Source organism: Lentilactobacillus hilgardii DSM 20176 = ATCC 8290, from assembly GCF_000159315.1.
Taxonomy (GTDB): domain Bacteria; phylum Bacillota; class Bacilli; order Lactobacillales; family Lactobacillaceae; genus Lentilactobacillus; species Lentilactobacillus hilgardii.
Map to the genome: position 1 here is coordinate 397421 of NZ_GG669992.1, position 25504 is coordinate 422924.

Genomic DNA, 25504 nt, shown 5'->3' on the forward strand with positions numbered 1-25504 from the left:
ATAGGAACTTTTTGGAAGTTACTGTTGATCCTTATCTTTATCCGGTTCCCAGCTACCTTGAAAAAGTTCATGCTTCAAATCATTCGCTGAGATTTTTCTATTAGTTTCAAATCCCTTGAATGGTCTAATTGATTGTAAAGCCGATGCTTGATAATGTTTTGCACGGCGCAACGCGTAGTCGGTCAGAGAATTATTTTTGATATGTGTAATCATCTTTGCACTAGGCGTTGATAATGGATTTTCCACCCGATCCTGTAAATCTTCAATTTCTTCCTGATACTCAGGGCCAAGTTGAATTTTATCGGCATACATCTCTAAGCGTTGTAAAAAGGCCCTTGCACTTGCCTGATACTTGGAAATATCGTTTGGATGTTCTTCGGAAACTTCCTCGTTCATTTTATCGGCTCGTTCAACAACTGCATTGACCTGATCCGGTTTGAGAGCGGGTGACATAATGAAGTAACTGGCCATTAAACGGAAGAACCGTAATGTGTTCGTACGAATGCCAACAGAACTGCTTGGATCCAGATCAAGCATGCGTAATTCCAAATATTGAACACCGGTTTTCGGTAATTCTTTGAGGTTTGTATTTCCCTTAAACCGGACAGCTCCGTGAAACTCATAATCAGAAATTAGTTTCCCATCAGAGACGCCCTGTTCAATTCTATTAACATATTGCTGGATATTTGTGTAATCACCCGTAAATTTGTTGCCAAATCCATGAGAACTTTGGCGGATACTTCTGATAGGTGCTTTTGGACCCTGTCCTTTATCAAAGTAATTGGCTTCAGCAATTGGACTGGCGCCAAATAAGTATGTGATCACCCAGCGATATCTAAGAAATCCTTGCGCAATTTTTGCGTATAAGTAATTTTGTAGGTCCAATTCGGAATCAAATTGGTCGTGCATTCGATCGTAAACGAGATTAAAGACGTGGGGATCGATACTAAGGTTAATGTGTGCGCCACAAGGGGTTCCTTCAGAGAAGCCGTGGCGTTTCAACCATTCCTTAAGGTAGGCTTCTTTTTTTGGCCCCATCTTGGCTAGTGGAATCCGGCTCTTGTCTTTTGGTAACCGTGGTGGCATAGATAGTGGCCATAATAATTCACCAGGAGAAAGAGCTGTTCGTAAGGCATTGTTGATGCCGTATAAATAATGCATTGCATCAAGCGCGTGAGCGGCAGGTGGTGTGACAACCTCGGACATTGTTTCCAAGAAATCATTTGTAATCCATGGGTTGATTTGTTCATCTCCCGCTCCGGCAGGATAGGGTTCTTGGCTAAGTTCTCCTGTTTCATCCACTCGTTGCATTTCGATTTCCAAACCCATTGTAAAGTCGGAGGTTTTTGCGACGGCTTCATTATCGAAAATAAGTTGTCCAATTTCACTGAACATAATTGCCACCTCCAAAAAAATTATAATAATTAGAAAATAATGATAATTGATGACAAAATACTAACACTATCATAATGAAACTTCAACGGTAGTGCCTTGTCATTGAGATTGTCGTCGGGCTAATTCAATAAAGAAATACCTGTCATCTGATTTTGGAATTAACAATTAAGTTAAAAAGAAGGCATGAAGCCGGGGCTCAAATTATTTTGTCCCGCTTTCGTGTCCTTCTGAAAAGTATATATGTGTCGTAAAGTTGGTATTATCTTATAGCATTGGCTTTTGCCAAAAGTGTTTAAAGAAGTTGCCGTCCTCTTTTTCAGGTTTTTGAATAATCTTTACCTTGGATGACTGACCCTGATTGTCTACTTGTTGTTTTTCTGCCTGATCCTTGTCGAAATAGTCAGGATCTAATTGGCCGCGTTCATTACTTTGAGGTGCCCTTGTAAGTGTTGCGACAGCGGATGGTGTGCTGATCTGCTGCTGCAATTCGGTTACTTGTTTTTCAACCCTTTGAGTCCGCTGTTCGGCAACTAATTGCAAACGCTGAGATTGATCAAGGAGACGTGTTAACGTTTCGATTTGCGTTTGTTGAGCCTTTACCCGATCATTCAATGATTCGAGTAAGTCGTTTTCTGTAGCACTGCGATTAGTCTGTCGCGGTTGCGATGCTGTTTGGGCATTTGCCGGTTCGGTTTGTCGAATCGCGCTTTCAACGGCATTTTTCGCTTCTTGATCGAAGTAAAGCGTTTGGCCCTTTTTAAACGCCTCTGTTAAGCCAAGCCTTGAAATCGTTCGGTAGACCCGCATTTTATTAACGCTGAGTTCATCAGCGATCTGCTTCATTGTCCAACCCTGTTTTTCCTGTTCACTCAATTGAATCACCACCGTTATGTTATGTATCGTTACGTTATTGCTTTCAACCCCTTATTATACATTAAAATCAAAGTAAACAACAATTAATTATAACGGGACGGTTACGGTCTCGTGAGCAACATCAGTAAGTGGAAATATTGTTGTTAACTGTTGTGAAAGATAAGCCATAAGTATTAGTCATCGTTGTTGCGGGAGATGGCCTTTTGCCCAACAATATCAGGGATTTGTGCTATCATTGTTTCTGTCTAATTAATTTCTAATGTAAGAGGTGAATCCGATGAGCATCTTTGTTAAATTGAGTTGGTATTTTAAGCAGGAATGGAAAACCTATATGGTTGGGGTGTGCGGTTTGATATTGACTGCGTTATTAGCAATTATTCCACCAAGAATTATTGGTGTTTTAGTAGATGCTATTCACAGCGGCAAACTCGCTGCCAACAATCTGGTGATTTTGTTAATTGTACTGGCCGTTGTGGCAATTGCACAATATGGAAGCCGTTATATGTGGCGGACCGCTATTTGGGGTGAAGCTGCCAAACTTGAGAAGGTTCTCAGAAACCGTTTGTTTTGGCATTATACTCAAATGGATCAGGCCTTTTTTCAAAAATATCGAACTGGGGATTTAATGGCTCATGCGACCAACGATTTATCAGCGATTCAACGAGTTGCTGGCGGTGGCATTCTTCAATTTGCTGATTCTATGATTACTGGTGGAACAACGTTGATCGCCATGGTTAGTTTGATTGATTGGCGACTCACAATTATTGCGATTGTGCCATTTCCGTTGTTGGCTGTTATGGCGCGATATATGGGATCAAAAATTCATATAGCTTTTCGTGATTCGCAAGCAGCATTTTCACGGTTGAATAACAAGGCAGAAGAAAGTATTACAGGAATCAAAGTGATCAAAGGGCTGGGTCAGCAGAAAGAAGATATGGCGGATTTTGATAACCAAGTTGCCCAAACAATCAATATTAATCGGCGGGTTAACCGACTTGATTCATTGTTTGATCCGATGACAACAATGATCATTTCTTTATCATATGTCATTACGATTGTGTACGGCGGCTATTTGGTGACAACCGGTCAGATCACGATTGGATCATTAGTGTCGTTTGTTTCTTATTTGGCCATGATGATCTGGCCGATGTTTGCCGTTGGTATGCTATTTAACACACTTGAACGTGGGAATGCCAGTTATGATCGGGTCATGGATTTATTGAAGCAACAAAGTAAGGTTATTGATGACCCTGATGGCGCAAATCAGTCTCCGAAAGGTGAAATTAAGTATGATGTGCAACAGTTTGCTTATCCAGGAGATGATCGACTTGCCTTACAACAGATTAATTTTGAAGTGCCGGCTGGAAAAACAGTTGGGTTGGTAGGGAAAGTCGGTTCCGGAAAGAGTACGATTCTTCGTTTGATTTTGCGGCAGTTCGATAATTATAAAGGATCAATTAAATTTGGCGGCATTGATATCCGACACTACAAAATGGACGCGTTAATTCCGGCAATCGGGTATGTACCGCAGGATACATTTTTATTTTCAGATTCAATTCGCGAAAATATCCGCTTTGCAAGGCCTCAAGCCAGTCAAAAACAAGTCGAGTTGGCAGCCCAAAAGAGCGATTTATTTGATCAAATTAAAGGAATGCCGGATGGCTACGATACAGCGGTCGGCGAAGAGGGCATTTCTCTTTCCGGTGGTCAGAGACAGCGACTTGCAATTGCCAGGGCCTTACTAATTAACCCTGAACTTTTGATTTTGGATGACGCATTGTCAGCTGTTGATGCCGAAACGGAAACTCAAATTCTTGATAATTTACGTTCTGAAAGAAAAGAAAAGACGACCATTATTTCTGCTCATAGACTGAGTTCTGTTATGAATGCTGATGAGATCCTGGTTATTAATGATGGCCGAATTGCGGAGCGGGGAACTCACGATGAACTAATGACGCTCGGGGGTTGGTATCACGATATGTTTGAACGTCAAGAATTGGAAACCAAGGTGAAAGGAGGGCAAAATAATGGCTAGTTCGAAGCGTCAGTCAGCATGGTCGGAAAGCATCCCTGTTAAAGAACAGATTCATATTATTGGTCGTTTGTTTCACTATGCTGCACCATATAAATGGTACTTTTATTTTTCCGTTTTCTTTGCGATTGCGGTTTCTGTTGTTAATATTTTGTTGCCGAGAATCATTCAGACTTTTATGGATTCACATTTAGTGGTTGGTCATCCGGATTTTAAAGTCATGTGGTTTTTTGCCGGCCTTTACTTCTTTGGGATGATCATGAAAGCAATCATGCAGTTTGCACAAACCTATCTGTACGAAATGGGTGCCGAATATATGCTTGAAAATACTAGGCGACAGTTGTTTTCAAAGCTGCATCGATTAGGAATGCGCTATTTTGATCAAACCCCAAGCGGCTCGATTCTTTCACGATTAACAAATGATACAATGGCCTTTTCAAACTTCTGGGCATTGTTCAGTAGTTTGGTGGTCACAATTTCAGCGATGATTTCTTCATTCATTGCAATGCTGCTTGCTGACACGACGATTGCACTTTGGCTGCTTATATTTATGCCGTTTTTAGCAGTTACCGTTTGGTACTATCAGCGGTATAGCACACGTGTATACCGACGAATGCGTGAGCGGCTTAGTCTGTTAAATGCTAAATTAGCTGAAGGTATTACCGGGATCAGTGTGATTCAGCAGTTTCGACAGGAAAAACGGGTGAACCATGAGTTCAACGATACAAATGATCAGTATTTTAATACGCGACGTGCAATGATTCGAATTAACTCGTTATTGTTAAACCCGATTATTAATTTATTTTATGCTTTGGGAAGTGTTCTGGTCTTAGGTATGTTTGGTGTTCGCGGTTTACATGGTTATGTGGCCGCCGGTGTCATTTATGCATTTGTCACTTATCTTGATAATTTTTATAACCCGATGTCTAATATGATGGATCGTTTGTCAGACTTTCAGGATGGTGTAGTTGCCGGTTCGCGAGTACTTCGAATTATGGACGATCAAACGATGGAGCCTCAACAGCATTCGGTTGAAGGGGCAACGATCGCTCAGGGGAAGATTGAATTTCGTCATGTGACGTTTGCCTACGATGGTCAAAACCCAGTACTCCATGATATCTCTTTTGTTGCCGAACCGGGGCAAACCATAGCGCTGGTTGGTGAAACCGGAAGTGGGAAAACTTCTATTATTAACATTTTGATGCGTTTTTACGAGTTTGGCAGTGGTGAGATCTTGATTGATGATCGCGATATTCGGGATTATACGATTAAAGAACTTCGAGAGAAAATGGGGTTAGTCCTCCAAGAGCCCTTTATGTTTTATGGGACGGTTTCGTCCAATATTCGAATGTTTAATGAGCATATTACGGATGAAGAAGTTCGCAGAGCCGCTCACTTTGTTCAAGCAGATCAGTTTATTGAAGCACTTCCCGATCAGTATGAGGCGCGAGTGATTGAACGTGGGGCCAGTTATTCAAGTGGTCAGCGACAGTTGATTTCTTTTGCGAGAACGCTGGTAACGGATCCTAAAATTTTAATCCTGGATGAGGCAACTGCCAATATCGACACTGAAACTGAGCAGGTTATTCAAAAGGGATTGGCAAAACTTCAGGAAGGCCGAACAACGATCGCAATTGCCCATCGGCTATCAACTATTCAGAACGCAGATCTCATACTGGTTCTGGAAAAGGGTCGAATTGTAGAACGAGGAACAAATGATGAGTTGCTGAAAAAACGTGGGTATTACTATGATATGATCAAACTGCAAAATTCAGCGCATCTGGATTAAGAAAAGATCAGTAAATAAAAAAAGCGGAAACCACCAAATGCGGTTTCCGCTTTTTGTGATGATAAACAATCATTGGATTTCAATTTGACTGTTCTTGTCGTTACTTTTAGCAGCTTTTGGCAAAACAATGTTTAAAACACCATTTTCAACCTGAGCTGAAATATGATCACGATCGACACTAGGAAGTTCGTAAGTCCTCGACATAACACCGTGACTACGTTCACTGGCAATAACCCGACCTTGTTCGTCCTTCTTTTCGGAAGCATGACTTTGGTCAATATTTAATGCTAAATCGCCATCATTGTAAGCCAAGTGAATGTTCTTCTTATCAATTCCAGGAACGTCAACCTTAACCATGTAATCCTGATCAGTTTCTTTAATATCAGTCTTAAGGGCACCCATATTTACTGAGTCTTTTTCCCATTCAGTTGGACTGAAGAAGCGACGTGCTAAACGATCAAAGAATGGATCCACTGCAAAACGGTTCATCATTTCATTTGCCATAATACCAATCTCCCTTTTAAAAGCTATTGGATTATGAAGCGTTTCAATCGGTGAAATGAAACTTCTCTCATTCCCCCAATTAATGTTAATTGAGTTAGCGTTTTTAATTTTTAAATAGAATTAGTTGATTTCGATATGACCATCCTGGTCATGACTTTCAGTAACTTTTGGCAATGTCACATTTAAAACACCATCGTCTACCGATGCAGCAATGTGGTCGCGGTCAACACCGGGCAATGTGTAGCTGCGTGACATGACACCATGACTACGTTCACTGGCAATAACTCGACCGTTCTCATCTTTTTGTTCAGATGAATGATCCTGGTTAATGTTTAGTGACAATGTATCGTTTTGATAGGCCAGATGGATATCTTGCTTATCAACGCCTGGTACATCGATCTTTAAAGTATAATCCTTATCGGTTTCTTTAATGTCAGTCTTTAAATTGCCAAAGTTTGCATAATCATTATCATAATTACTTGGGCTAAAGAAGTGATGTGCCATACGATCAAAGAATGGGTCAACATCGAAACGATTCATTAAGTCATTTGCCATAACTACCAATCTCCTTATATACAAAATTTTATGATCGGTAAAAGTTGACGGAACACTATTTGTTTCTTTTTTGGCTCCCCTTTACCTTTCATCTTCTATAATAATCAGTTTGAACAAGAATGCTAGTAATTAGCACTCTCATGTTTAGAGTGCTAATTATCATAAAATCTTTTATCTTATTTGTAAGACAATAGCGAACCGTTGCTGGAACGGTATACTATAAATGAAGACTTTTTAAGATCACTATTTGAATTGCAATTTGAGGTGTTGTCTACGTGAAAAGATCAGATACTAAAATTAAGCTCGGCGGAACACTTAAGTCACTTATGATGACGACGCCGGTTGATAAAATAACGATAGATATGCTGACACAGAAAGCAGATTTAACCCGCAATACTTTTTACTATCACTTTGAAGATATTTATTCGCTTTTGGAATGGGTCTATAAACAAGATTTGCTATCAAATATTAATGCCTATACTAAGATTGAAGATTGGAAGGTGGCTTATCGGTTGATTCTCAATTATATTGAGGATAATAAAACGTTTTGTATGAATACGTTTCATTCTGTTGCGCGTGATTTGTTAGAAAATTTTCTTTATTCGGTTGCAAGTGATTTGGTTGGTAAGGTTATTATTCATTCGGATCGAAATGTTTCTAAAAAATTAACCGAGTCAATCCAGGACTTCTATGGATGGGCATTGGTGATGCAAGTTGTTCAATGGCTTTCCAATGATTTGAAAGAATCAAAAGTAGATGTGATTCAACGAGCATCAATTATGCTAACTGGGGGTATCGATAATGCAATTCGAAACGGTCAGCGAGTGAAAGGATTTGGGCAAATGAGTTGAATTGACCATTTTAATTTTAGAGAAACAACTTTAGAATGAGAGTATGACATAACAGCTTACAAGATTACCAGATAATCTATAAATTATTGATTGGAAGTGTCACAATGAAACATAAAAAATTATTGATTTTTGGGCTTGGACTAACCGTGGCCAGTTTATATTTTTTGAAATCAATTGGTTGGTTTGAGGATGATTCCCACTTATATGATGAGTATGAAGCCAAATAGTATATGTATAAAATGAGTTGAAATTGATCGGATTTATCAGGGAGGTTTTATGATGACAAAGAATAAAGCAATTATGATTGGTGCCGGTCTTGCAAATATGGCTGCAGCAGTGTACTTGATCCAAGAAGGTCGTTGGAATGGTAATCAAATTACCTTCTATTCGTTAGATGATCACGGATCAAATGATGGTTCTGCTGCTAATGATGCTGCTGATGAATATTGGAATAAAAATCATCCGTTGGAAAACACCAAGGGGTTTGTCGCTCGAGGCGGACGGATGCTTAATTATCGAACATATGTTGATTTAATGGACTTGTTAAGCAGAGTCCCGTCAGCTACTGAGCCCGGGATGACTGCAGCTGAAGATACCAGAGATTTTGATGCTCATCATCGGACCTTTGACAAGGCCCGTTTGATGGAGGGTGGTAAAGGTATTCTAAATGCTGGAAAACTTGGATTAAATAACAAAGACCGTCTTAAACTGACAGAATTAATCTTGATGCCGGATTCTAAAGAGGAAAAACTCGACAATGTAACCATTGCCGACTATTTTCAAGATGATCCGCATATATTTGAAACGCATTTTTGGTATATGTGGGAAACAACGTTTGCTTTTCGAACTCAAAGTTCGGCTCAAGAGTTGCGCCGTTATATGCACATGATGATTTATGAGTTCACACAGATTGAACATTTAGTAGGTGTTAATCGAACGCGTTATAATCAATTTGAAAGTATGATGCTGCCCTTAATCAATTATTTGAAAGATCAGGGCGTCAATATAATTTTAAATCGACGAGTGACGGATTTTGATTTTAAGGATACACCGATGCAGGATGAAATTACGGTCACAGGGTTAACCATGACCAATACTGAAACCAACGAAAAGGAACATGTTGACGTTGATGATGATACAGCCGTTATCTTTACAAATGGCTCAATCACTGACTCTGCGACTCTTGGAGATTACAATACACCAGCTGCGGAGAATATGGATTACGGGGCTGCAGCGAGTCTTTGGAAAAAGGCAACTGCCCGTTTCTATAATTTGGGAAATCCAGACAAATTCTTTAACGATCGAAATGCCAGTGAATGGTCCAGTTTTACTTTAACAACAAGTAATCATGTTTTGTTAAATGAAATCACCCGAATCACTACTCAAGTACCAGGTAATGCACTCAATTCGTTCTTATCTACCTCGCCGATTACGCCACTGGGGCATAAGGACGTTAATATGTCAATTGTTGTCCATCACCAACCGCATTTTACAACGCAAAAACCAAATGAATCCGTTATTTGGGGATATTTCCTTTATCCTCGGCGCCGCGGTGAATTTGTCCAAAAAGAATATATTAAAATGACGGGTAAAGAAATGGCTGAGGAATTGATTGGTCAATTATCAAAAGTTGATCCCGGCCCCGGTAATATTATGGATAAGAAACAGGAGATTCTTGACAGTATTATCAATTGCATTCCGGTTTATATGCCCTATGCATCTGCGTTGTTTAATAATCGAGCCAAGTCGGATCGACCAAAAGTGATTCCACAGCATTCAACTAATTTAGCGTTTACCGGTGAGTTTGTTGAACAGCCATATCAAATGGTTTTCACGGAACAAAGTGCGGTTCGTTCCGGTGAAATTGCTGCCTATCACTTTGCCGGTGTTCCAATGGCAAAATTAGTTAAAAACAAGCGTTATGATCGAGATCCAAAGACGTTGGCAAAAGCAACAAAGAAAATGTTTGAATAATGTTTGAGGAGCACAATAAGCAATAACAGTTGGAGAAAGCATTCAAATTCAGTGAATAAATTTGAATGCTTTTTGTATTAATAAAAATTAACAGAGGGGATGACAATGTGACAACTAACGGATTGTGATGAAATCATCTCTAGGCATAGAAAAATAAAGCCAAAAATGGTATTCTATAAATTAGTTGTAGTTTGCGTTACACTTAAAACACACTTTATGTCTCCGTATTAAAGAAGGGAATTCTTATGACGCATTTTGACAAACAATTCAAACGACTTTTTTTGGCAATAGCCGCTTTAATCTTATTCATACCACTATTTGGCAGTTCGGTTGCAAATAGTCTTTTTAGTGATGGTCAGGGAATGGCTAGTGCTGCGAAGAAATCGGATAAATTTGATGTGAACAAGGTTGTTAAGGCGACGGTTGTTTATTCCAAGCATGTACCAATTTTAAAGGTAACCGTTAAGCCGACTATTACAAATGCGTTTGCAAAAAAAGATCAATTGAAGTTTGAATTTGACAAGAAAAATGTTGATTTGAAGAATATGCAGGCAAGTGTTGAAAAAAACCTGCCTTTTAAACATACAACCAAAAAAGATACTGCCCTTCTATTAACGTTTGAAAAGGATGTTAAGTCTGGTACATATAAGCAAGCGTATGCTATTCCAACCAAGAAGCTTTCTAAAATCACTAAGATTAAAGCCACTTATAATGGACAAAAGATTAAAATAACCAATAATAAGATCAAGTCTGGTAAATATGCTCAAAAACAAGCTGATACGGCGTCCAAGAAAGATCAAAGCGATTTTAAAAATAAATCAACAAGTACGGCCAATAAGTCCAGAGATAGTCGGTCAGCAGATAACAATTCCAGTAATCACACAACAGGTGCTCGGGAAAATAGTTATCTAGTTAAAGCTGGCGCTGTAAGTGATACTCAAAGTGCCGTTGCTCCACAGGTAAGTGGACAGTACAGTAACGATCGGTCGGCAACTTCGACGTCTCAAGAAGCGTATGGTCATACCACAACGATTAGTCATTATGGGGATGCAACTGTCAATACAAGTAATAATTACGCCTCAAATGGTTCTCAAAAGACAAATTGGACCGCTACAACTTCTCAAACCAATAATAAAGACTATGGTCGGGGAACAGGATCATCTTCTGCTAACGTTACCTATCGTCCAGTTTCATATAATAGTGGCGTAAATATGTCAGGTAACGGTGTATCGAACAAAAATACAAGCCGCCATAACGATAAAAAAGCAGCAAGATCTAATAGTCAAAAGTCCTCGAAGTCAACTGTGAAGACAAAGAAAACTGAAACCGGTAAAAAGACGGCGAGTGACAAGACTAAGGCTTCTGACAGTAAGAAAACAACTAATAAAGATAGTAATGATAATCAGAAAACCTCAAACAAAAACAACAAGAGCGATTCAGCTGTAGATAAAGCAGGTGATTCTTCCCAAAAGAATGATGATGGCACATCAAATAATAATGCTTCCCAATCATCTAATACTAACTCAAATGCAGACAGTAACGATCAAACAACGCCAACCTCGCCAACAACTGATAATAACCAAACGCCTGCTGTAGGTGAGGACAATACGAATTCTTAGGAATCTTCAACGGTAGATAGCAGTGGAAATACTGATAATACTCAAAATGGATCTCAGACAACAAGCGATAGTCATTCGGCAACGACGACTAATACTAATGCAACTTCAACAAGTTCTGATGATGGTAGTAGTAACCAAACACAAGCATCATCGACAACCAATGATCAGCAGAGTACACAGGATCAAAGCGCAACTCAAACAATGACAGCTTCAACAACAGGAACGACTGCAGGTAGCAATAGTGTTAGTACAGCAGTGGCAGCATAAATTAAAATAAAATTTTTGAGCCCTAAGGCTTCCTTTCTATCAAGCAGATATAACTAGGGGGTACTGTGACACAGTAAGCTAGATTGCATTGAAATGACAAGATAAGCACTGGTATTCAGGTTTATTAAAGTCATCAAAAATTGACGCATTAAAATTCTGCCAAAACAGCAGGCTTATTAAATTTACCCTTTTTGCTTTATGGATTAATATGATAGTTATCCATAGCCATAGTAGTTTTGATAACGGTTCTATTTAAAGATGGTTTACGACTTTGCGCTCATAGTTGATCATAAGCGTATTAATTAATTGTTAATATGGGATGGGGCTTAAAAATCGCAATTTTAATGATGCGTAAGTAAGCTTAAAGTTCATCATTATTTAGAACAAAGCTATAAAATAATTGAGGCGGTTTTTAAACAGCTTGACTTATAATATGAACATGAACAGATTACAACAGTATGAGTTCCCTTTTGCATAGAGAAGTCATTAAAAAGGAAGGCATTGTGTGGCCTTCAAAGTGTGGACTAAGATAGATTTAAAACTAAAATATGGATGTGTTTGGGAAAGCTTAAAGCTGCCACCGGCTTGTTCACTATATTAAACGTAAAACTGTGGGAAGTACTCTCGATAATTTTTAAATCGGAAACCTATCGTGAACTAGTTTGCGAACTTGTGAAATTAAAATGAAAATAATTTTCATAAAGTTTCTTAAGTATAGTGCACTCAATAAATGAGTGTAAAAAAAGAATCCACAATTTTTTGTGAACTCTTAGGGATTACCCGATAATGTTTAAGTTGAGAATTTAACGGTATGTTTTTTCAGGAATGTTTTTAACTAACTTATTGAATATCAATAAATCAGCAGCATCAGTTATCGTTTTCTGAACGGGTCGCTGCTTCCAACCTAATAATTTTTGCGTGGACTGAGTTGTATGGCTATACTTTCGTTTTAGCATCGGCACCAGCGGACGTAATGAAGGTGAAAACTTTGAAGCAAGGACAGTAACCCAATTTGGCAGATAGGTGAATTTAAGTTGTAGCCTTGGATACTGTTTTTGATAGATTTGCGCGATTTCTGCCATTGTTAGTTTTTGGTCAGCTGCCAGAAATCGATGGCCGATTGCGACATCTTTTTCTAATGCAAGACGGTGTAAGGTTGCCAAATCGCGAACATCACTGATTTCCATCGGCACTTTTGGAATCATTCGTTCACCGTTTAGCAATTTTAATAAGATCTCATCAGAACTTAAGTGATCTGGTGAAAGAATGGGGCCAAAAACTGCACCGGGTAAAATTGTTGTTAATTGTAGTTGATTGTCCTTTGCATATTGCCAAGCAGCTCTTTCGGCCTCAATTTTGGAGATTCTATACGCATCCAATTCTGGATTTTTAATGTCTGACCAAAAGCTTTCGTCAATTGTCTTTTCACCAACGCTTATAGATGGTGTTGAGGCGGCCTCTGAACTTGTCATGATAATTCGTTTGATATGATTATCTTTTGCGGCTTTTAAAACGGTAAGCGTACCGCCCTTTGCTACCTTGACCATCTCTTCCACTGATTCAGTACCGTGACCAAGAGGTGAAGCAACGTGAATCACGCCATCTGCCCCTTTCATTCCCTCATCCCAACCATTATCATTTGTCAGATCAGCTTTAAAGAACGATAAATTCTTTGAAAGTGTTGTTGGTTGAAGTAGCATGATTCCCTGACCAATTTCTTCTGCCTTAGAAGTGTCTCGTAATGATGCACGAACTTTGTAATCATGTGTGAGTAGTTCTCTGATGATCCAGCCAGCAACAAAGCCGGAACCACCGGTAACAACGATTGTCTTCATCTTCAGATTCCCCTTTAGTCCTGATATTAGACAAAATATACTTCTTTTTGTATAATTTGTCAATAAAGATGGTAGATGAGAGGAATTGAAAAATGGTGGATAGGAAAATAGAGCTTGTCGACAAATTAAACCACATTATGACAGCAAATGGATTTAATACTTTGTCAATGAATGAATTGGCAAAGCGTGCAAATGTTAGCCGGGCAAAGCTATATATCTATTTTAAAAATAAACAGGAAATTGTCACTGCTGTTGTTGATCGCCATTTAAAATTTATTAATCAGCAACTTCACGAAGATTTTAAATCGACAGTTACTGATTATGTGCGGATTAAACTGAATCAATTATTACTTATTGGTGCGCAGTCACCGATTTTTAGAACTGAACTAAAACAATATTTTCCTGAGCTATCTATTAGGCTGGAACAGGCATATCATACCTTTAAATCATCTTTTTTATCAGTTATGGTTAAGCTTCAAAATGAAAATGTTATCATCCAGCAAATCGATTTTGAAAACTTGTTTATTCAGGACGAGTTGATGATTCACGCTGCGTTAAGCCACGCTATAGACAATAAATTTAATTTAGAAAAAGCTCAAAAACTACTTGGGAATTATTTAGAAATTGAAATCCGTGGCACGGTTAACGATCAATCATTGGTCGCAAATGCCTTTTTAAGCAATCAAGAACTTTTGAAAATAATTTGGCAGGAATTAAACGATACTTATTTTAGCGTAATTTCCTATTAAAAAAGTCAATCGCTAAAGTTTAACGATTGACGAAAAGGTAACGATTATAATTAATTAACTAGGCTTGTAACAACATTCCCAAGGAATAGTGAATAATCATGGTAATAATACCAACAAGCACATTTCGAATCATAGCGGTTTTTACAAGACCGTTTCCCAAACGAGCGCTCATAAACCCAGTTAATGCAACTGAAAAACAAACGGCAAGGATGGTGGCCTGCCACTGATAGGCAACGGGTGTGACCGTCATTGCTACTAATGGAAAGATGCCTCCTGCAGCTGCAGAGAATAAGGAAGAAAATGCTGCGTCCCATGGATTCATATAATGGCCTAGTTGAAGATCATACTTAATATTAACGATAGTTTCCAAGGGTTTCTTCTTCATAAGATCATCCGCAATCTTGTCAGCCGTTTGCTTTGTGACGCCTTGATCGACGTAATAATCGGAAACGGTTTGCAGTTGTTGCTTATAGTTGGTTTTTAAAAGTTCTTTCTCTTTTCTGACAACGGATTGTTCGGTATCTTTTTGGGTACTTACAGAGGCATATTCACCGGAAGCCATTGAAAACGCACAGGCTAGAAGATCGGAAAGTCCTGCAATGAAAATAGTGAATTGATTTGTAGTAGCAACAGCAACACTAAACAGGACGCCGACAACCGTCAGGATACCATCATTGGATCCTAAGACACCGGCTCTTAAGGAGTTTAGTTTTTCATCCATCGTTTGAGATGGCTTTTCTTTCTTTTTTGAACGAATACTCATCATTTTTCTCTTCCCCCGATAAAATGGTATCAAGATTACGAACCGATTAAGGTTCCGATAATATAAGTGACTGTCATAGTCAAAATCCCCGAAACAACGTTTCTAAACATACCTCGATTTGTGTTAGAGTTTCCAAGCTTTGCAGCGGTAAACCCTGTGATTGCTAAGGCAATGATAACCGCAATGGCAGTTGCAATAATTCTGATTGACTTAGGAAACATTGTGATTGCCACAAGTGGTAAAATAGATCCTGTCGGAAAGGAAATCATTGAGGCAATTGCAGCTGAGAGTGGGTTCGTAAACTCACCAACGTTAAAGCCGTATTTTTGTCGAACCGATGTTTTTAATGGATCGCGTGTCATCATTTCTTTAGTTGCTTGTTCTGCAAGATCGGTAGAAATACCGTCTGACACGAGCTTCTGACGGACAGCGCCATATTCATGATCATATGATTTTGCGAGTGCATTTTTTTGCTGATTAATGGCATTTCTTTGTGAATCTTTCTGGGTGTTTACAGAAACAAATTCCCCCATAGCCATTGAAACGGTTCCGGCTAACATTCCAGAAATTCCGGAAATAAAAATTGCAAAGTTATTTGACGTAGCACCTGCAACACCGATAACAATTCCGGCAACTGACACGATGCCATCATTGGCTCCCATTACAGCGGCTCGCATGACGTTTATTTTCTGTGCTAAAGTTTTTTTCTTGGCGTTTTGTGCCATGGTTACACCGGCTTTCTAATTTATAATGATTATTATCTGATATCGATTATTATTGTATCTCAATTCATTACAAATGTAAATTAAATTACTGGATTAATATAGATAAAATTATTTCGGCACACCTTAATTTTAACTTAGATTTCCGTAAATACATAGTCTATCTATAAAAACTTTACCAAATTAGTTATTTTTGAGTTTCAAACGGTATCTATATTTAAGGAGGCAACGTCTATGTCATCAGCAACCAACCCAATAATTGAGCAATTGTTAGCTCACCGAAGTATCCGACAATTTAAGGATAAAACCTTAACAAATCACCAGATTCATGAGCTGATTGAGGCTGCCCAGCATGCTTCTACGAGCACTTTTTCTCAACAGTATTCGATTATCAGCGTAACGGATCAGCGGATACTGAGTGAATTTGCAGAGATCACTGGGCATCCATGGTTACTTAAAAGCGGTCATTATTTTGTGATGATTGCAGACCAATATCGTAATCTCCAAATTGCCAGGAAAGCAAATGCTGATCCGTTTGTTCTGCACACAACTGATAAATTTTTAGCGGCAGTTTTTGATGCATCCATTGCAACCGAAAATGTGATGGTTGCAGCAGAAAGTATGGGGCTTGGTGCGACCATTATGGGTAGTATTTTAAATGATTCAAAAAGAGTGATTGACCTTTTAGGGCTTCCGGAATTAACGTTTCCATTATTGGGAATTGCGATTGGATACCCTGCAGATCAGCCGGAATTAAAGCCCAGATTGCCTCAAGAAGAAGTTCATTTTGTTAATCAATATCAGTTACCAAGTGATAAAACACAGTTAACGCAATACGATCAAGTACTTTCGGATTATTATCGAAGTAGAGGGTCTAACAACAGGGTGGAAACTTTCAGCCATCATATTGTTTCCGAATTGGGAATCGGGCATCACGTTAGAGCTGATTTGTTGAGTAATATTAAGTCTCAAGGCTTTTTGATTAGCCAAGCGGAAGATTAAAATCTGCGCAGAAGCTATATGATAAAATAATGAGAATAACAGTTGACTTTTTTTGCAATTAACTTTACATTTATTAGTAATTGGTTGACAGTTTTTTACTTTAACATTGACGAGAAGAGTAAATCGAAAACCTGATATAAAGCGACCATTAATAGTGAAAGAATGGGTTAGGTTGATTGAAAGTGCACTCTGAGTTGGAGATAGGGATTAACCCTAAAATTTTATAAATTCTAATGAAGGTGTGTGGGGACGATACAGTCCTTAAACACAAAGTAGGGTGGAACCACGTTGAAAACGTCCCTGTTATTTTGGCTAATCCAAGATAGCAGGGATTTTTACATTTAATTTTTAAAATGCTGTTGATTAATATGGTAACTTTTTTGATTGAATTAAGACGGGAGATGATTTTTAATGAGTTGGGCTATTATCCAGCAAAGTTTGCCAATGTTTGGTAAGGGCTTTGTTTTGACGTTATGGCTATCTTTTGTTGGCATTATCGGTTCAATTATTGTTGGCTTGATTTGTAGTTTGTTTCAATACTTTAAGGTGCCTATTCTTCACCAAATTGCCTCAGTGTATGTTGAAATATCTCGTAATACACCACTCTTGATTCAGTTATTCTTTTTATATTACGCTTTTCCGGTTATTGGAATTAAATTTGGTGCCGAATTATGCGGTATTATTGGTTTGATCTTTTTAGGTGGTAGTTATATGGCTGAGGGATTCACGGGTGGTTTCAATGGCGTTTCCAAGGGCCAAGTGGAATCGGGAAAAGCAATCGGACTGAGTCGTTGGCAATTGGCAAAATACGTTGTCTTTCCCCAGGGATTTTCATTAAGCGTACCGGCAATGGCTGCAAATATTATCTTTTTAATCAAAGAGACCTCAATTTTTACAGTGATTGCAATCCCTGAATTGACTAATACGGCTTTGGATTTAATCGGGATGTATTATCGATCAAATGAGTATTTATTGGTCTTGGTGATTGGGTATGCCATCATTTTGGTGCCGTTGTCAATTGTGTTAACGTTACTGGAAAGGAGGGTTCGTTATGGCGCATTCGGGAATTAGTGTATTGCTCGAGGGAACAAACTTTATGCGGCTGCTTGGCGGACTTTGGGTAACCGTTAAGATTGCAGCGGTTGCATTAATTGCGGGTATTATTCTAGGTATCGCCTTAGGTGTTTTGAGAACGTTTAAGAATCGTCCGTTAAGGATTGTGTTAAGACTTTACCTAGAGTTTTTCCGAGTTGTTCCAACCGTTGTTTTGCTGTTTTTATTCTATTATATTTTGCCAAAGCAGATGAACTTTAATTTGCCGGCTGATCAGCTTGCAACTTTGGTATTTGCACTTTGGGTTGGAGCAGAGATGAGTGATATTGTACGTGGCGCTCTGATTTCAGTTCCCAAGCATCAGATTGAATCCGGCAAAGCGATAGGTTTAAGTCGATTTCAGCTATATTGGTACGTTTTGATTCCGCAATCGATTAATTTGGAAATTCCGGCAACAATTAATTTAGCTACTCGGGTTATAAAAACGACTTCAATCCTGCTATTAATTTCGGTTATGGATGTCATTAATATTGGTCAGCAGATTATTGAGGCCAATAATCATACTTATCCGACCGGTGTCTTTTGGGTTTATGGATTAATATTCCTGTTCTACTTCCTGATTGATTATCCGTTGTCGTGGTGGGCAAAGCGATTAGAGAAGAAGAGATTGGAGCGGGAAAATGGCTGAAAAAGTGTTGCAGGTTGAGCATTTGGAAAAGTCTTACCAAAAGAAACATGTGTTACATGATATTAACTTTTCTGTGGCGCAGGGAGAGGTTGTTACGCTGCTTGGCCCGTCCGGTTCGGGTAAAAGTACCCTGATTCGGTGTCTGAACGGTCTGGAGGTATATCAAAAAGGAACGATTACATTTGAAGGGCAAAAAATCATTCCAACTGAGAAAAACTGGCAACAAATTCGTCAAAAAATCGGAATGGTTTTTCAAAGCTATGACTTATTTCCAAATTTAACGGTCATGGATAATATTTTGCTTGGCCCTACAAAGGTTCAAAAAAAGGATAAAGCAACAGCTCGCTCTGAAGCCTTAGCGCTTTTAAAGAGTGTGGAGCTGGATGATTATGCCAATGCCTACCCCAGAGAATTATCTGGTGGGCAAAAGCAGCGGGTAGCGATTGTCAGAGCATTGGCACTTCACCCGGATTTTATGTTGTTTGATGAAGTAACTGCGTCACTCGATCCCGAGATGGTTCGTGGTGTATTGACAATTATTGAAAATTTAGCAAATCGAGATAATATGACGATGATTGTGGTCACCCATGAAATGAATTTTGCCAAACAAATTGCTGATAGGGTGCTCTTCTTGCAAGATGGCAGGATTTTGGAGCAAACGCCATCCGAGCAATTTTTTACAGCACCTCAAACGGATCGGGCAAAAGTATTTTTAGATAGTATGGATTTTTAACTGAGTGATATCTTGAGGAGGAAACTTATAATGAAAAAGCATTGGTTAACGAAGTTGATTGCGGTTGTCAGTGTGTTGGCAACTTTGCTTCTGGTTTTGTCTGGTTGTGGCAATAGTAAAAAGAGTTCCAGTAACAATCCGAGTTCAGTTTCGCAAATTAAGAAAAAGGGAACAATTCGGGTGGCCGTATTTGGCGATTTACCACCATATGGTTGGGTCAATAAAGATGGTAAACGGGTTGGATACGATGTTAAATTAGCTCACCAGGTTGCTAAGGACTTGGGCGTAAAAGTAAAATTTGTTCAGGTTAATGCCAACAACCGAGTTGACGCATTGAATTCAAACAAAGTCGATCTTGTTTTAGCTAATTTTACGGTAACGCCTGAGCGTAAACAGGTTGTGAGTTTTGCAAAACCCTACATGAAAGTTTCTGTTGGCGTTGTTTCACCTAAGAATAAGCCGATCACTAAAGTTAGTCAGTTGCAAAATAAGAATGTCATTGTGACTAAAGGAACAACGGCTGAAAATTATTTCACTTCAAAACAGCCAAATGTCAAGTTGCTAAAGTTTGATTCCAAGACACAACAATTTAACGCATTGAAGAATGGTCGTGGTGTTGCACTTGCAGATGATAATTCATATCTTTATGCATGGTCCAAGAGTAACTCTAAGTATACCGTTGGCATTAAGAGTATTGGACCTAAATCGTATATTGCACCAGCTGTAAAGAAGGGAAACGAGTCACTTCTTAATTGGACAAATAAAGAAATTACCAAACTGACTAAGAAACGTTTCTTTGTTAGTGACTATAATACTGATTTAAAACCTTATTTTGGTAAAGAAGTTAAACCATCGGATATTGTATTGCCGACAAAATAAATGAGACGGCTAATAAATGAATAAAGTGAGAACCTGATCGCCTAAGTTTCCGATTGGGTTCTCACTTTTTGTGGAAACACAAGTTATTTTGAGCTACTAAGAATTTGGAATATTAAAATAATTTTAATGTTGACGGATAATTTCTAATATGTTTTAATAGATTCAACATCAAACAGGAAAGGAATTTTTACTATGACGAAACTTGTTCAACAACTTAATGCCTATTATTACGGCTATGCTTGGTTTAGATAGCGCCCGTGTAGATGCGGGCGCCTGTGCGTTCGCGTCTAACAGCAAAGCCGTTATTGGTTGTTGCCAGCTAGACGCCAGAGTCTAGCTGGATAGGATAATTCTTTTACGCGAGTAGAAAATTAGCCAGCTGGATTCTCAAATCCAACTGGCTTTTTTAATACTTTGGAATGGAGAGTGACATTATGATGAATACAATGACAAAATCGAACAAACGGAGGCTTTCAATCAGCCTTTACTTAAACTACCTTGTTCATGGAATTGGGTTGATTATTTTAACTCAGAATATGCAGGCTCTTGGAAATTTCTGGAAAGTACCAATTGCAACTGTCTCCTACGTTATTTCAGGAATTGGAATCGGTAAATTAATCGCGTATTTTTTATTTGGTTACCTATCGGATCGATTTGGCCGCCGTCAATTGGTTTTAACCGGAACCTTAAGCTATATGGTTTTCTTTATCGGGATCCCATTTACTCATAACATTGCGATTGCATATGTATTTGCTATTATTGCCGGAGTTGCTAATTCGGCACTTGATTCGGGCACATACCCGACCTTTGTTGAAATGGGCGGTAATTCCAGCGCTTCAAACGTATTTATTAAAGCTTTTATGTCACTCGGTGAGTTTATCCTGCCATTGGCAATTGCGATGCTTGAAGCTAAGAGCTTATGGTTTGGCTGGTCATTTATCGGGACGTTGCTTGTGCTTGTTGCCAACCTGTTTATTCTTCGAGGTGCAAAGTTCCCCGAGATGAATCATGCTGATGAAGCTTTTATCGAAAATCACGAAAATACATCGAAATTAAGAAATACTATTGCAACAGTTTCACTCGCAATTTATGGCTATACGACAATGGCTATTATGATTTTATTTACTCAGTGGATTAGTATGTTTGCGACAAACAATCTTGGTTATAGTTCATTAGTTTCTCACGGATTGTTATCTCTTTATAGTATTGGTTCAATTAGTGGTGTGATTTTCAACTTTATTCTTCTGAAAATGAAAGTGTCGGAAACTAAATTACTGGTTGCGATGAACGCGCTCTCACTACTTGCAATTTTTGTTGTCAGTCATTCGGCCACTGTCCTGGTCACCTTTATCGCTGCGTTTGCATTTGGTTTTACTGCAGCAGGTGGGGTTATGCAGGTTGCCTTGAACGTTTTGCTGAAGATGTTTCCAAAACATAAGGGTATTATTACGGGTACCTACTTCACTTTTGGAAGTATTGCGACTTTTACAATTCCAATTGTGACTGGCTGGTTGTCAAAAACAAATATTCAGTTAGTGATGAACTTTGATGTGATGATTGAGTTAGTCGGTACTATATTAGTTGTTCTTGCTGCAGTTTCGTTGAGTTCTGGCAGTGTATTTTCAAGCATTCGCCATATGGTAACAGGGTTACTGCACGTGCGAACATCAACGATTTCCAGTGATCAAACAAAAGATAACTAAAAATGACGTATAAAATAATGGAGGCTGCGACAAAAATAATTTGTCCAGCCTTTTTTAATATCATCACGACTATTATTGAAAAAAATGTGAAAAAGAAAGCAACATTCTGCCATGAAATCGAATTACCCCACTATCTCTACTCAAAATATATTTGGATAAACCAATTCACTCTGAAAGTTAATTGCCTCTTGTTCCACTCTTATTTTTTACAATCAGTTCAAAGTGGCCATGCCTTTTCTGACAGTTTCCACCGTTAATTGACCAGGTGCAGATGCCTCTGCAACGGTTGCAAATGAAAGTGTTGATCCAAAGAGCGGACCGGTTACCCTGCTAACCTTACCCAAATCTCCCATAGACATTGTAATAATGGGAATTTCAAGTTCGCGGTTTGCTTTTTCGGTAGCGTTTAATAAAGTCAAAACATCCTTGGAAGTATGTGGCATAACAGCAATCTTACCGATATCGGCATTTCTTTCCTGCATTCGTTTTAACTTTGAAATGATCTCAGTTTCATCAGGCGTTGATTGAAAATCGTGATTACTTAAGATTACTGGGATATTTTGATGGTGAGCTAAATTAATCAAAAAATCAACCGTGGCTTTATTGCGATTTAATTCAATATCGAGCATATCAGTTAGCCGATTTTCTAAAAGCCATCGATAGATAGAGAAGTACTCTGCATCTTCAAGGCTTGAGACACCGCCTTCATGAGCGGTCCTAAAGGTCGTTAAAAGCGGTGTATTCCCAATAAGTGACTGAATATGGTCGACGGTGTCTAGATAGTTCTCATGATCAAGTACATCGCGATCATAGTCAATACGCCATTCTATGACGTCTGGATGGTGATTAAGTGCTTGTTTTACTTGACTAATAATGTCAGTACTAATTTTACCGGTAATCGGGACAGCAATATTCGTTTTACCGGATTCAAATGTTGTATCTTTTACTTGAACAATTTTCCCAGCCATTATAGAAATCTCCTTACAGTTTTATTGAATTAAGTTTAGCAAGACAATGAGATAAACACAATTTAAAATAATGGTTAATTCTATTAAACCGGGTAATTTAGTAGTATTCTTAAGGCGAATATGATAGATGAACAGGGTTATCATTAAACTGTTTGGAGGCGATTCTGATATGGGGAAATTAGCAACTAGTGTTAGTATTTCCGGTGGTATGATCGGCTTTATGCTACTCACCGGTATTGTCATGTTTTTAATTCCGATTGGAACTTATTGGGGATTGAAAAGGCATTATAAACTGGTTTCAACACCAGTATGGGTTGGGATTGCAGTTTTTATTGTTGCAGTACTGATTTTGGAACGAATCCTTCACATGATTATTCTGCAACCATCTGCGGACGGTTCTATCGCTTTGGCAACTCATCATCCATACATGTACGTTGCCTATGGCGCCTTGGTGGCTGGTATTTTTGAAGAAACAGGACGTTTTTTCGGCTTTCGTTATCTCAAAAAACGGGTTTCCGGCTTTGGAACAGCGATTGCGTACGGGATTGGTCATGGTGGCATTGAAATGATTTTAATTGGGACGATGGGAATGGTTAACCTTGTTGTTATGAGTGTGGCAATTAATTCGCGAAACGCTGCAGTTTTATCTAAATTACCAAGTGGGACGATTCATTCTCTGATTAGTCATGCAGGTGCTGCGACTACTAGTTCCTTTTTTGAACGAATTGCCGCCTTTATTATTCAAATCTTATTATCCATTATTGTATGGGCCTCGGTTAATTATGTGGGAAAGATTTGGTTATATCCTTTGGCCATTGGCCTACATGCGTTAATTGATATGCCGGCAGCAATGTTTCAGGCTGGCATAATATCTAACGAATTAACTGTTGAGATTGTTTTATGGATTTCTGTCTTGGCAATGGGCGTATTTGTGTATCTATATATTGGTAAGTTGCGGAAAAGTCTTGTCACTACTAGTTAATTAAGCTAATAAATTAAAGTAAATAAAAGACTGTCATTTATATTTCAAAATTGTTTAAGAAGATAAGCAATTTTGAATCGTTAATCAATGACGGTCTTTTTATCTGAATTAGAAGCCGCGGAAATCGTTTCTGCCAAAGTATTGTAAATTGGCTAATAGCGGTTTTTCATTTAATTGCTCCAAAGTAACAAACGTGTAACCGCGCTTTTTTAAAGAACGGATAATTTGAGGAACGGCGGCTACCGAAGTTGCGTGAATATCATGCATCAAAATGATAGAGCCGTTGGTTGTTGTGGAAAGTACATGGTTAACTGTTTTAGCGGTATTGAGGTAAGACCAATCTCTGGAATCAACGGACCAACGAACGATTGGACGATCGTACAAATTACCAATCCGTGAATTAACAGCGCCATATGGTGGTCGGATATAATATGGAATAGTGCCAGTTGCTTTATAAATAGCCGCATCGGTTAGTGAAATCTGTCGAAGTGCTTTGGCATTGGTCAGATCGGTTAACTGTGGATGGCTCCAAGAATGATTTCCGATTTGATCACCATATTTCAGGACAAGTCGGCTAATATTTGGATATTTAATAACGCTGCTGCCAACTTCAAAGAAAGTTGCCGGTACCTTGTATTTTTTTAAGGTTTTTAGCAACCTTGGCGTTAAAGTTGGATCCGGGCCATCATCGAATGTGAGTGCAACAACCTTTTTGGCGGTTTTCGGTTTAACAAAGTCGTATTTAGCTGGCATATAACGGTTTAAAATGATGCCGGTGAGTTTGCTGAGTGGAATAGCAACATTCTTTACGCCATAGTTATTTTTGGTCAAATGGATTGTTAAGTGTTCATTGTCGAGTGTAAAATTTTTCGCGGTTAATCGTTTTGGCAGTGGTAAATAAACCAGTTGCTGAACTTGCTTACCTGTTAGTTTATGAGTTTCAGCCAATGTTGTTCGGGTCAATTGTCGGATAGTGCCTAAACGTTTCGTACTATTGTTCGTTATGTCACCGTACGTTAGTCGTTTCGTTGTGCTGGTAGTCTTTGTTGCTTTAGTCGGCGTTGATGCTGCAAAGACAGGTTGATTAGCAATAGCTGCTAATGTGAAGCCAAATAATGCAGCAACACTCAGCCGCCGAACTAATGAATATTTTCGAATCATAAAAAATCCCCCCAATATGGATAACTGATGTTTCTAAATCCAGTTTCATTTTTACATTTCGGTTATGAGATGTCAACGAGAACGGAAGCTGAGTCGAAAATCGGGATGGAAAAATGGATAAATAATAAATTGATAGTTAATGGTTGACAAAATGATATTTTCGGAATAAAGTACCGTTAACATTAAAAACAAGTAAAAAATACTTAGAAAAGTTGAGGAGTCGATTTTAAGAAATCCTAAGAGAGTGTCACTATCTGGGAAGACATGATTTCTTAATGATTCAAAGTCAACTTCGAGTATTGTAATTCGTAAGAGTTATGCGGGTGCGCCCATTACAGCGTCAACGTTATACCGTTAATCCGGTCGTACGTGAGAGACGAAATTTATTTCGTAAGTAAGGTGGTACC

General features: G+C 38.6%; 23 protein-coding genes. 14 read left to right on the plus strand and 9 right to left on the minus strand.

What is annotated here, in order from left to right:
- Positions 1-18: 18 nt before the first annotated feature.
- The gene (locus tag HMPREF0519_RS01865; RefSeq protein ID WP_003634158.1) at positions 19-1395 is read right to left on the minus strand and encodes a glutamate--cysteine ligase; all 1377 of its coding nucleotides are present in this window, start codon (positions 1393-1395) and stop codon (positions 19-21) included.
- A 264-nt stretch (positions 1396-1659) separates the two neighbouring features.
- Positions 1660-2277: a helix-turn-helix domain-containing protein gene (locus HMPREF0519_RS01870; RefSeq protein ID WP_225429097.1), complete on the minus strand. Its 618-nt coding sequence runs from the start codon at positions 2275-2277 to the stop codon at positions 1660-1662.
- A 268-nt stretch (positions 2278-2545) separates the two neighbouring features.
- On the opposite strand from HMPREF0519_RS01870, the gene HMPREF0519_RS01875 reads away from it, so the two are divergent.
- Positions 2546-4303, plus strand: a complete 1758-nt coding sequence (locus tag HMPREF0519_RS01875; protein ID WP_003556921.1) for an ABC transporter ATP-binding protein — start codon at positions 2546-2548, stop codon at positions 4301-4303.
- Positions 4296-6089 (plus strand): ABC transporter ATP-binding protein, encoded by a 1794-nt coding sequence (locus HMPREF0519_RS01880; RefSeq protein ID WP_003634162.1) that lies wholly within the window; start codon positions 4296-4298, stop codon positions 6087-6089. The genes HMPREF0519_RS01875 and HMPREF0519_RS01880 overlap by 8 nt, the downstream gene beginning before the upstream one ends.
- Before the next feature lie 69 nt (positions 6090-6158).
- On the opposite strand, the gene HMPREF0519_RS01885 is transcribed toward HMPREF0519_RS01880, so the two are convergent.
- Together HMPREF0519_RS01885 and HMPREF0519_RS01890 are read right to left on the minus strand one after the other, a co-directional pair.
- Complete coding sequence (locus HMPREF0519_RS01885) at positions 6159-6593, minus strand: Hsp20/alpha crystallin family protein (protein WP_003634164.1); 435 nt, start codon at positions 6591-6593, stop codon at positions 6159-6161.
- Positions 6594-6713: 120 nt separating this feature from the next.
- Positions 6714-7148: an Hsp20/alpha crystallin family protein gene (locus HMPREF0519_RS01890; RefSeq protein ID WP_003634166.1), complete on the minus strand. Its 435-nt coding sequence runs from the start codon at positions 7146-7148 to the stop codon at positions 6714-6716.
- Positions 7149-7423: 275 nt separating this feature from the next.
- Here HMPREF0519_RS01890 and HMPREF0519_RS01895 point away from each other — a divergent pair, with 275 nt between their 5' ends.
- From HMPREF0519_RS01895 to HMPREF0519_RS01905, 4 genes are all read left to right on the plus strand, one after another.
- Positions 7424-7999, plus strand: a complete 576-nt coding sequence (locus HMPREF0519_RS01895; RefSeq protein WP_003634168.1) for a TetR/AcrR family transcriptional regulator — start codon at positions 7424-7426, stop codon at positions 7997-7999.
- A gap of 104 nt (positions 8000-8103) precedes the next feature.
- A complete protein-coding gene (locus HMPREF0519_RS14565; protein ID WP_003556928.1) occupies positions 8104-8226 on the plus strand; it encodes a hypothetical protein in 123 nt (40 codons plus the stop codon).
- 52 nt (positions 8227-8278) lie between these two features.
- Positions 8279-9973 (plus strand): oleate hydratase, encoded by a 1695-nt coding sequence (locus tag HMPREF0519_RS01900; RefSeq protein WP_040472616.1) that lies wholly within the window; start codon positions 8279-8281, stop codon positions 9971-9973.
- Positions 9974-10218: 245 nt separating this feature from the next.
- A complete protein-coding gene (locus tag HMPREF0519_RS01905) occupies positions 10219-11592 on the plus strand; it encodes a hypothetical protein (protein WP_003634171.1) in 1374 nt (457 codons plus the stop codon).
- 1070 nt (positions 11593-12662) lie between these two features.
- Here HMPREF0519_RS01905 and HMPREF0519_RS01910 read toward each other — a convergent pair.
- Positions 12663-13694, minus strand: a complete 1032-nt coding sequence (locus HMPREF0519_RS01910) for an NAD-dependent epimerase/dehydratase family protein (RefSeq protein WP_003634176.1) — start codon at positions 13692-13694, stop codon at positions 12663-12665.
- 92 nt (positions 13695-13786) lie between these two features.
- Here HMPREF0519_RS01910 and HMPREF0519_RS01915 point away from each other — a divergent pair, with 92 nt between their 5' ends.
- Complete coding sequence (locus HMPREF0519_RS01915; RefSeq protein ID WP_003556944.1) at positions 13787-14443, plus strand: TetR/AcrR family transcriptional regulator; 657 nt, start codon at positions 13787-13789, stop codon at positions 14441-14443.
- Positions 14444-14501: 58 nt separating this feature from the next.
- Here HMPREF0519_RS01915 and HMPREF0519_RS01920 read toward each other — a convergent pair whose 3' ends face one another.
- The gene (locus HMPREF0519_RS01920; protein WP_003551349.1) at positions 14502-15209 is read right to left on the minus strand and encodes a VIT1/CCC1 transporter family protein; all 708 of its coding nucleotides are present in this window, start codon (positions 15207-15209) and stop codon (positions 14502-14504) included.
- A gap of 32 nt (positions 15210-15241) precedes the next feature.
- The gene (locus HMPREF0519_RS01925) at positions 15242-15931 is read right to left on the minus strand and encodes a VIT1/CCC1 transporter family protein (protein ID WP_003551350.1); all 690 of its coding nucleotides are present in this window, start codon (positions 15929-15931) and stop codon (positions 15242-15244) included.
- A gap of 231 nt (positions 15932-16162) precedes the next feature.
- On the opposite strand from HMPREF0519_RS01925, the gene HMPREF0519_RS01930 reads away from it, so the two are divergent.
- The 6 genes from HMPREF0519_RS01930 to HMPREF0519_RS01955 all read left to right on the plus strand — a co-directional run bounded on the left by HMPREF0519_RS01930 (position 16163) and on the right by HMPREF0519_RS01955 (position 21986).
- Positions 16163-16930: an NADPH-dependent oxidoreductase gene (locus tag HMPREF0519_RS01930; protein WP_003634179.1), complete on the plus strand. Its 768-nt coding sequence runs from the start codon at positions 16163-16165 to the stop codon at positions 16928-16930.
- A 411-nt stretch (positions 16931-17341) separates the two neighbouring features.
- On the plus strand, positions 17342-18001 hold the full coding sequence (locus tag HMPREF0519_RS01935; protein WP_003634181.1) for an amino acid ABC transporter permease: 660 nt from the start codon (positions 17342-17344) through the stop codon (positions 17999-18001).
- On the plus strand, positions 17982-18671 hold the full coding sequence (locus HMPREF0519_RS01940; protein WP_003551356.1) for an amino acid ABC transporter permease: 690 nt from the start codon (positions 17982-17984) through the stop codon (positions 18669-18671). The genes HMPREF0519_RS01935 and HMPREF0519_RS01940 overlap by 20 nt, the downstream gene beginning before the upstream one ends.
- Complete coding sequence (locus HMPREF0519_RS01945; protein ID WP_003556950.1) at positions 18664-19404, plus strand: amino acid ABC transporter ATP-binding protein; 741 nt, start codon at positions 18664-18666, stop codon at positions 19402-19404. The genes HMPREF0519_RS01940 and HMPREF0519_RS01945 overlap by 8 nt, the downstream gene beginning before the upstream one ends.
- A gap of 30 nt (positions 19405-19434) precedes the next feature.
- Entirely contained in the window at positions 19435-20283 is an 849-nt protein-coding gene (locus tag HMPREF0519_RS01950; protein ID WP_003556953.1) for a transporter substrate-binding domain-containing protein, read from the plus strand.
- Positions 20284-20702: 419 nt separating this feature from the next.
- A complete protein-coding gene (locus HMPREF0519_RS01955) occupies positions 20703-21986 on the plus strand; it encodes an MFS transporter (protein WP_003634183.1) in 1284 nt (427 codons plus the stop codon).
- 212 nt (positions 21987-22198) lie between these two features.
- Here HMPREF0519_RS01955 and aroD read toward each other — a convergent pair whose 3' ends face one another.
- Positions 22199-22954, minus strand: coding sequence for a type I 3-dehydroquinate dehydratase (aroD, locus tag HMPREF0519_RS01960; protein ID WP_003634185.1), 756 nt, complete (start codon positions 22952-22954; stop codon positions 22199-22201).
- Between the two features lie 169 nt (positions 22955-23123).
- Here aroD and HMPREF0519_RS01965 point away from each other — a divergent pair, with 169 nt between their 5' ends.
- Positions 23124-23936 carry a YhfC family intramembrane metalloprotease gene (locus tag HMPREF0519_RS01965; RefSeq protein WP_225429100.1) on the plus strand — a complete coding sequence of 271 codons (813 nt, stop codon included), beginning with the start codon at positions 23124-23126 and terminating at the stop codon, positions 23934-23936.
- A gap of 108 nt (positions 23937-24044) precedes the next feature.
- Here HMPREF0519_RS01965 and HMPREF0519_RS01970 read toward each other — a convergent pair whose 3' ends face one another.
- Complete coding sequence (locus tag HMPREF0519_RS01970; protein WP_003634191.1) at positions 24045-25097, minus strand: polysaccharide deacetylase family protein; 1053 nt, start codon at positions 25095-25097, stop codon at positions 24045-24047.
- Between the last annotated feature and the right edge of the window lie 407 nt (positions 25098-25504).

What these genes read in the sequence shown, in the direction of transcription:
- HMPREF0519_RS01865 (WP_003634158.1), bottom strand. Translation starts at nt 1,395, where the DNA reads ATGTTCAGTGAAATTGGACAACTTATTTTCGATAATGAAGCCGTCGCA.
- HMPREF0519_RS01875 (WP_003556921.1), top strand. Translation starts at nt 2,546, where the DNA reads ATGAGCATCTTTGTTAAATTGAGTTGGTATTTTAAGCAGGAATGGAAA.
- HMPREF0519_RS01880 (WP_003634162.1), top strand. Translation starts at nt 4,296, where the DNA reads ATGGCTAGTTCGAAGCGTCAGTCAGCATGGTCGGAAAGCATCCCTGTT.
- HMPREF0519_RS01885 (WP_003634164.1), bottom strand. Translation starts at nt 6,593, where the DNA reads ATGGCAAATGAAATGATGAACCGTTTTGCAGTGGATCCATTCTTTGAT.
- HMPREF0519_RS01890 (WP_003634166.1), bottom strand. Translation starts at nt 7,148, where the DNA reads ATGGCAAATGACTTAATGAATCGTTTCGATGTTGACCCATTCTTTGAT.
- HMPREF0519_RS14565 (WP_003556928.1), top strand. Translation starts at nt 8,104, where the DNA reads ATGAAACATAAAAAATTATTGATTTTTGGGCTTGGACTAACCGTGGCC.
- HMPREF0519_RS01900 (WP_040472616.1), top strand. Translation starts at nt 8,279, where the DNA reads ATGACAAAGAATAAAGCAATTATGATTGGTGCCGGTCTTGCAAATATG.
- HMPREF0519_RS01905 (WP_003634171.1), top strand. Translation starts at nt 10,219, where the DNA reads ATGACGCATTTTGACAAACAATTCAAACGACTTTTTTTGGCAATAGCC.
- HMPREF0519_RS01910 (WP_003634176.1), bottom strand. Translation starts at nt 13,694, where the DNA reads ATGAAGACAATCGTTGTTACCGGTGGTTCCGGCTTTGTTGCTGGCTGG.
- HMPREF0519_RS01915 (WP_003556944.1), top strand. Translation starts at nt 13,787, where the DNA reads ATGGTGGATAGGAAAATAGAGCTTGTCGACAAATTAAACCACATTATG.
- HMPREF0519_RS01920 (WP_003551349.1), bottom strand. Translation starts at nt 15,209, where the DNA reads ATGATGAGTATTCGTTCAAAAAAGAAAGAAAAGCCATCTCAAACGATG.
- HMPREF0519_RS01925 (WP_003551350.1), bottom strand. Translation starts at nt 15,931, where the DNA reads ATGGCACAAAACGCCAAGAAAAAAACTTTAGCACAGAAAATAAACGTC.
- HMPREF0519_RS01930 (WP_003634179.1), top strand. Translation starts at nt 16,163, where the DNA reads ATGTCATCAGCAACCAACCCAATAATTGAGCAATTGTTAGCTCACCGA.
- HMPREF0519_RS01935 (WP_003634181.1), top strand. Translation starts at nt 17,342, where the DNA reads ATGAGTTGGGCTATTATCCAGCAAAGTTTGCCAATGTTTGGTAAGGGC.
- HMPREF0519_RS01940 (WP_003551356.1), top strand. Translation starts at nt 17,982, where the DNA reads ATGGCGCATTCGGGAATTAGTGTATTGCTCGAGGGAACAAACTTTATG.
- HMPREF0519_RS01945 (WP_003556950.1), top strand. Translation starts at nt 18,664, where the DNA reads ATGGCTGAAAAAGTGTTGCAGGTTGAGCATTTGGAAAAGTCTTACCAA.
- HMPREF0519_RS01950 (WP_003556953.1), top strand. Translation starts at nt 19,435, where the DNA reads ATGAAAAAGCATTGGTTAACGAAGTTGATTGCGGTTGTCAGTGTGTTG.
- HMPREF0519_RS01955 (WP_003634183.1), top strand. Translation starts at nt 20,703, where the DNA reads ATGGAGAGTGACATTATGATGAATACAATGACAAAATCGAACAAACGG.
- aroD (WP_003634185.1), bottom strand. Translation starts at nt 22,954, where the DNA reads ATGGCTGGGAAAATTGTTCAAGTAAAAGATACAACATTTGAATCCGGT.
- HMPREF0519_RS01965 (WP_225429100.1), top strand. Translation starts at nt 23,124, where the DNA reads ATGGGGAAATTAGCAACTAGTGTTAGTATTTCCGGTGGTATGATCGGC.
- HMPREF0519_RS01970 (WP_003634191.1), bottom strand. Translation starts at nt 25,097, where the DNA reads ATGATTCGAAAATATTCATTAGTTCGGCGGCTGAGTGTTGCTGCATTA.